Annotated in this window: 6 protein-coding genes; all 6 read left to right on the top strand. The window is 59.0% G+C overall.

All coding sequences use genetic code 11. The features are described 5' to 3' along the window. Positions 1-277 precede the first annotated feature (277 nt). The 6 genes from VD17_RS15965 (at position 278) to VD17_RS15940 (ending at position 6,725) form a co-directional block, all read left to right on the top strand. Positions 278-1,312 (top strand): ligase-associated DNA damage response exonuclease, encoded by a 1,035-nt coding sequence (locus VD17_RS15965; RefSeq protein WP_046054619.1) that lies wholly within the window; start codon positions 278-280, stop codon positions 1,310-1,312. Continuing rightward, entirely contained in the window at positions 1,309-2,997 is a 1,689-nt protein-coding gene (locus VD17_RS15960) for an ATP-dependent DNA ligase (protein ID WP_046054618.1), read from the top strand. The genes VD17_RS15965 and VD17_RS15960 overlap by 4 nt, the downstream gene beginning before the upstream one ends. Positions 2,998-3,307: 310 nt before the next feature. Next, entirely contained in the window at positions 3,308-4,090 is a 783-nt protein-coding gene (locus VD17_RS15955) for a transporter substrate-binding domain-containing protein (RefSeq protein ID WP_046054617.1), read from the top strand. A 56-nt stretch (positions 4,091-4,146) separates the two neighbouring features. Further along, positions 4,147-4,875 (top strand): ABC transporter permease, encoded by a 729-nt coding sequence (locus tag VD17_RS15950; RefSeq protein WP_046054616.1) that lies wholly within the window; start codon positions 4,147-4,149, stop codon positions 4,873-4,875. Beyond that, positions 4,872-5,582 carry an ABC transporter permease gene (locus VD17_RS15945; protein ID WP_033058973.1) on the top strand — a complete coding sequence of 237 codons (711 nt, stop codon included), beginning with the start codon at positions 4,872-4,874 and terminating at the stop codon, positions 5,580-5,582. The genes VD17_RS15950 and VD17_RS15945 overlap by 4 nt, the downstream gene beginning before the upstream one ends. A 24-nt stretch (positions 5,583-5,606) precedes the next feature. Then, positions 5,607-6,725, top strand: coding sequence for a succinylglutamate desuccinylase/aspartoacylase family protein (locus tag VD17_RS15940; RefSeq protein ID WP_046054615.1), 1,119 nt, complete (start codon positions 5,607-5,609; stop codon positions 6,723-6,725). Position 6,726 lies beyond the last annotated feature (1 nt).

Below are 6,726 nucleotides of genomic sequence, written 5' to 3'. Positions count from 1 at the left end.
ACCCGGTTTTTACCCACCCCAACCCTCTCCCCACAGGGGAGAGGGGGAAAGGGAGCCGACTTGTATCGTTTCCAAAACCTGAGTTCGACTCGATATCTCAGGTCGATGCAACTCTAAAAAACAACTCGGTCAGCCCCCTCTACCCCTTGGGGAGAGGGCTGGGGTGAGGGGTGGACTTTCAATTCGCCGCAAATCTTCCGCCCCTGCGAAAAAACAATAGAACTTCTAGCCTCGCGCAAACCTCATAGCTAACAAGTCCCTCGATTTTGGTAACAACATGGATCTTGTTATCGCGCGTCCTGAAGGTTTGTACTGCCCGGCCGGGGATTTCTACATCGACCCGTGGCGGCCGGTCGAGCGTTCAGTCATCACCCACGCTCACGGCGATCATGCCCGCACCGGCAATCAGCATTATCTGGCGGCCACTCCCGGCGAAGGGATTTTGCGTGCGCGATTGGGTCAGGACATCAACCTGCAAACCCTGCCCTACGGTCAATCCCTGACCCACCATGGTGTCACCTTGAGTTTTCACCCTGCCGGCCACGTCCTCGGCTCGGCACAGGTGCGTCTGGAATACGGCGGCGAAGTCTGGGTCGCCTCGGGCGACTACAAGATCGAGCCCGACGGCACCTGCGCGCCGTTCGAACCCGTGCGCTGCAATACCTTCATCACTGAATCGACCTTCGGTCTGCCGATTTATCGCTGGCAACCCCAGGCGCACGTCTTTGCCGAGATCAATCAGTGGTGGCAAGCCAACGCCGCCGCCAACAAAACCAGCGTGTTGTTCTGCTATGCCTTCGGCAAGGCGCAGCGAATTCTCCACGGTATCGATGCCAGCATCGGCCCCATATTGGTGCATGGCGCCATGGAACCGCTCAATCAGGTTTATCGCGAAGGTGGTATTTATTTACCGCCAACGATCTATGCCGGCGAGGTAAAAAAGAGCGACCCCATGATGCGCAAGGCGTTGGTCCTGGCCCCGCCTTCGGCTGGCGGCAGCACCTGGATGCGTCGCTTCGATGACTACAGCGACGGTTTCGCCAGCGGCTGGATGCGTTTGCGTGGTACACGGCGGCGACGTGGCGTGGATCGTGGCTTTGTACTGTCTGACCACGCCGACTGGCCGGGCCTGCTCTGGGCCATCGAACAGACCGGTGCTGAGCGAGTGGTCGTTACCCACGGTTCGGTCGGGGTACTGGTGCGCCATCTGCGCGAACAGGGTCTCGATGCCATGAGTTTCAGCACCGAGTACGGCGATGATGAGGAAGAAAACGCAGCCGTCGAAACCGAGAGCGCCGAGGTGCTGCCATGAAGGCGTTCGCCGATTTATATGCAGAACTCGATGCCACGACGTCGAGCAACGCCAAACTGGCGGCGATGCAACACTACTTCGCCGAGGCCGCGCCGGAAGATGCCGCATGGGCGGTTTACTTTTTGTCCGGCGGACGGCCTCGGCAACTGGTGCCGGTGCGCATCCTGCGAGAGTTGGCGGTGGAGGTCTCCGGCCTCGCGCCGTGGCTGTTCGAAGAGAGTTATCAGGCGGTCGGTGATCTGGCGGAAACCATTTCGCTGGTGCTGCCCGAAGCGCTTCACAGCTCCACCGACGGTTTGGCAGTGTGGATTGAAGACAAACTGCTGCCGCTACGCGGTGAAACCCCGCAAGTCCTCGCCGAGCGACTGCCTGCCCTGTGGTCGCAACTGGACCGCCAGAGCCTGATGCTGTGCGTCAAATTGATCACCGGCAGTTTCCGTGTTGGCGTCTCCAAGCTGCTGGTCACCCGCGCCTTGGCGGCCATGGCCGGGCTCGACAGCAAACGCGTCGCCCAGCGACTGGTGGGTTACACCGACCTGTCCAACCACCCGAACGCGCCGGCTTATTTGAAGTTGATCGCCGCCGAATCGTCTGCCGAACATGCCCAGCGGGGCGGTCAGCCCTACCCGTTTTTCCTCGCTCACGCGCTATCACAACCGGTTGAACAATTCGAAGCCCTGCTCGGTCCGGCGAGCCATTGGCAAGTGGAATGGAAGTGGGATGGCATTCGCGCCCAAGTGGTCAAACGCGACGGGCGACTGTGGATTTGGTCGCGAGGCGAAGAACTGGTCACCGAGCGCTTCCCCGAACTCGACAGTCTGGTTTACTGCTTGCCCGATGGCACGGTGATCGACGGTGAAATCGTCGCCTGGAAAACCGAACAACCCACCACCGAGGACGCCTTCAACCCTCATTCCCCGGCTTCACCTGCGGTAAAGCCTTTCGCGCTGCTGCAACAGCGGATCGGTCGCAAAACCCTGGACAAAAAAATCCTCGAAGAAGTGCCGGTAGTGATCCTCGCCTACGACCTGCTGGAATGGCAGGGTGAAGACTGGCGCAACCAGCCTCAGGCCAGGCGTCGCACTCAACTGGAGCACGTCGTCAGCCGCTGTAACAACCCGGTGTTACTCGCCTCTCCGGTGCTCACCGGCGAAGACTGGTTCGACCTCGCCCGACAACGGCAAGCCTCCCGCAAGCTCGGTGTCGAAGGCATGATGCTCAAGGCCCGGGATGCGTTGTATGGGGTCGGGCGGACCAAGGACATGGGCGTCTGGTGGAAATGGAAAGTTGACCCATTCAGTGTCGACGCGGTGCTGATTTATGCGCAACGCGGCCATGGTCGTCGCGCCAGTCTCTACAGCGATTACACCTTCGCCGTGTGGGACGGGCCGCCTGACGCGAGCGAACGCACCCTGGTGCCGTTCGCCAAAGCCTATTCAGGGCTGACCGACGAAGAGATGCGCCAGGTCGACAGTATCGTGCGCAAGACCACCGTAGAGACATTCGGGCCGGTGAGCAGCGTGACGCCAAGCCTGGTGTTTGAACTGGGATTTGAGGGCATCGCCCTGTCCAAACGACACAAGAGCGGGATTGCGGTGCGGTTTCCGAGGATGTTGCGCTGGCGGCAGGATAAGTCGGTCGAAGAAGCTGACAACCTCGCAACACTTCAGGGGCTGCTCGGCTAAACCGATTCCCTGTGGGAGCGAGCTTGCTCGCGATAGCGGTGTGTCAGTTAACAATTATTCGACTGGCATTCCCTCATCGCGAGCAAGCTCGCTCCCACAGGTTTTTGTGGTGATCTGATCCATGTTAGTGCAACCAGACTGCGGCGCCCGTTTTCGTGCACAAATCCCTCCTTGCCATTTCTTGAATCACCTTTTAAAACACTTGTTCGGGACTCTGGTTCGGAAATTGCTACTTTCATAGGGTCTTACGCTTTCCAGTAACAATAATTCTGCGCCACAAGCGCTCATATTGGTTTTTAGGGATTGAATAATGAAAAAAGCATTGCTGACCCTTTCTGCACTGGCGTTGTGCATGGCAGCCGGTTCCGCGCTGGCCAAGGAATACAAGGAATTGCGTTTTGGCGTTGACCCTTCCTACGCCCCGTTTGAGTCGAAAGCGGCTGACGGTAGCCTGGTAGGCTTCGACATCGATCTGGGTAACGCGATCTGCGCCGAATTGAAGGTCAAGTGCAAATGGGTCGAAAGCGATTTCGACGGTATGATTCCGGGCCTGAAGGCCAATAAATTCGACGGTGTGATCTCTTCGATGACCGTCACCGAAGCCCGCGAAAAAGTCATCGACTTCTCCAGCGAGCTGTTCTCCGGCCCTACTGCCTACGTGTTCAAGAAAGGTTCAGGCGTGACTGAAGACGTCGCCTCGCTCAAGGGCAAGACCGTCGGCTACGAACAGGGCACCATCCAGGAAGCCTATGCCAAAGCCGTTCTGGACAAGGCCGGCGTTAAAACCCAGGCCTACGCAAACCAGGATCAGGTCTACGCCGACTTGACTTCCGGTCGTCTCGACGCAGGGATTCAGGACATGCTGCAAGCCGAACTGGGCTTCCTGAAGTCGCCACAGGGCGCCGATTACGATGTCACCAAGCCAGTCGACAACGCTTTGCTGCCGGCCAAAACGGCTGTCGGTATTAAGAAAGGTAACACCGAGCTGAAAGCGCTTTTGGATAAAGGTATCAAAGCGTTACACGATGATGGCAAATACGCCGAGATTCAAAAGAAGCACTTTGGCGATCTGAACCTGTACAGCGGCAAATAATGCCCGGCGCCCATCTCGCGATGGGCGCTTTTTTCATTCGATCAGGTTGCTGATTTATGTTCGAAAACCTATTACAAAATCTGGGGCTCTCTGCCTTCAGCCTCAAGGGCTTCGGTCCGTTGCTGATGCAAGGCACCTGGATGACGATCAAGTTGTCGGCGTTGTCGCTATTGGTAGCCGTGTTGCTCGGGCTACTCGGCGCCAGTGCCAAGCTGTCAAAAGTCAAACTGATGCGCGTGCCTGCCCAGCTTTACACCACACTTATTCGCGGCGTTCCGGACCTGGTCCTGATGCTGCTGATTTTCTACAGCCTGCAAACCTGGCTGACGTCCCTGACCGACTACATGGAATGGGAATACATCGAGATCAACCCGTTCAGCGCCGGGGTCATCACCCTGGGCTTCATCTATGGCGCCTATTTCACCGAAACCTTCCGTGGCGCGATTCTCGCCGTCCCACGGGGTCAGGTCGAAGCGGCCACCGCCTATGGCCTCAAGCGCGGTCAGCGTTTCTGGATCGTGGTGTTCCCACAGATGATGCGTTATGCCCTGCCGGGGATCGGCAATAACTGGATGGTGATGCTCAAGGCCACTGCGCTGGTGTCGATCATCGGCCTCGCCGACCTGGTCAAAGCCGCTCAGGACGCCGGCAAAAGCACCTATCAACTGTTCTATTTCCTGGTGCTGGCCGCGCTGATTTACCTGCTGATTACCAGCGCTTCCAACTTCGTCCTGCGCTGGCTCGAACGCCGTTACGCTGCCGGTTCCCGGGAGGCCGTACGATGATCGAACTCTTGCAGGAATACTGGAAACCCTTCCTTTATACCGACGGCCAGAACATCACCGGACTGGCCATGACCATGTGGCTGCTCAGCGCGTCGATCTTCATCGGTTTCCTGGTGTCGATCCCACTGTCAATCGCCCGCGTTTCGCCGCACTTCTACATCCGCTGGCCGGTGCAGTTCTACACCTATCTGTTTCGCGGGACGCCGTTGTATATCCAGCTGCTGATTTGCTACACCGGCATCTACAGCCTGGCCGCCATCCGCGCACAACCGGTACTGGATGCGTTCTTTCGCGATGCGATGAACTGCACGATCCTGGCCTTCGCCCTGAACACCTGTGCCTACACCACGGAGATTTTCGCCGGGGCGATTCGCAGCATGGCGCATGGTGAAGTCGAAGCGGCCAAGGCTTACGGTCTGACAGGCTGGAAGCTGTATGCCTACGTGATCATGCCTTCGGCCCTGCGTCGTTCGTTGCCTTATTACAGCAACGAAGTGATTTTGATGCTGCACTCGACCACCGTGGCCTTCACCGCGACCATCCCTGACATCTTGAAAGTCGCGCGGGACGCCAACTCGGCGACCTTCCTGACTTTCCAGTCGTTCGGCATCGCTGCGCTGATCTACCTGACCGTTACCTTTGCGCTGGTCGGCTTGTTCCGCCTCGCCGAACGCCGATGGCTAGCCTTCCTCGGGCCGACCCACTAGGACCCGCTTTAGGGATAAAGAGACATGCGCCACCAGATTCATGACCTGCTGGCCCCGCTGCCGGGGACCGCTCGACAGATTCACAGCTTTCACTTCGGCCCCTCATCGGCCAAAGGCAAGATTTACATCCAGTCGTCCCTGCATGCCGACGAAATGCCCGGCATGCTGGTTGCCTGGCACCTCAAGCAGCGTCTGGCGGAACTCGAAGCCGCCGGCCGTCTGCGCAGCGAAATCGTGCTGGTGCCGGTGGCCAATCCGGTCGGCCTCGAGCAAGTGCTGATGGACGTGCCGCTGGGCCGTTACGACCTCGAAAGCGGGCAAAACTTCAATCGCTGGTTCGTCGATCTGAGCGAAGCCGTCGGCAACGAGATCGAAGGCCTGCTCGGCGACGATCCGCAGCACAACCTCGAACTGATTCGCAGCAGCCTGCGCAATGCCCTCGCCCAACAGACTGCCAGCACGCAACTGCAATCCCAGCGCCTGGCGCTGCAACGGCTGGCCTGCGATGCCGACATGGTGCTGGACCTGCATTGCGATTTCGAAGCGGTCGCCCACCTCTACACCACGCCTGAGGCTTGGCCGCAGGTCGAGCCGCTGGCGCGGTACATCGGTGCCGAAGCCAGCCTGCTGGCTACCGACTCCGGCGGTCAGTCGTTCGATGAATGCTTCACCCTGCTCTGGTGGCAGTTGAAGGAACGCTTTGGCGAACACTTCGATATTCCGCTGGGCAGTTTTTCGGTCACCGTCGAATTGCGCGGTCAGGGCGACGTCAATCATCCATTGGCCAGCCTTGATTGCCAGGCGCTGATCGATTACCTGATTCATTACGGCGCGATAGCCGGCGAGCCGGCGCCACTGCCCGAACTGCCCTACCCGGCCACACCGCTGGCCGGTGTTGAACCGGTGGCGACACCGGTCGGCGGGCTGCTGGTATTCATCGCGCTACCAGGGGAATACCTCGAAGCCGGGCAACTGATCGCTGAAATCATCGACCCGATCTTTGACCGCGTCACCCCCGTTCATTGCACCGTCGCCGGGTTGATGTACGCCCGCTCGCTACGGCGCATGGCCACTGCCGGCATGGTGATCGCCCACGTCGCGGGCACCGAAGCCTATCGCAGCGGCTACCTACTTTCGCCTTGAG

It is taken from the genome of Pseudomonas fluorescens, assembly GCF_000968015.1.
GTDB classification, from domain to species: Bacteria; Pseudomonadota; Gammaproteobacteria; order Pseudomonadales; family Pseudomonadaceae; genus Aquipseudomonas; species Aquipseudomonas fluorescens_W.
This window is presented reverse-complemented; position numbering and strand designations above follow the sequence as displayed.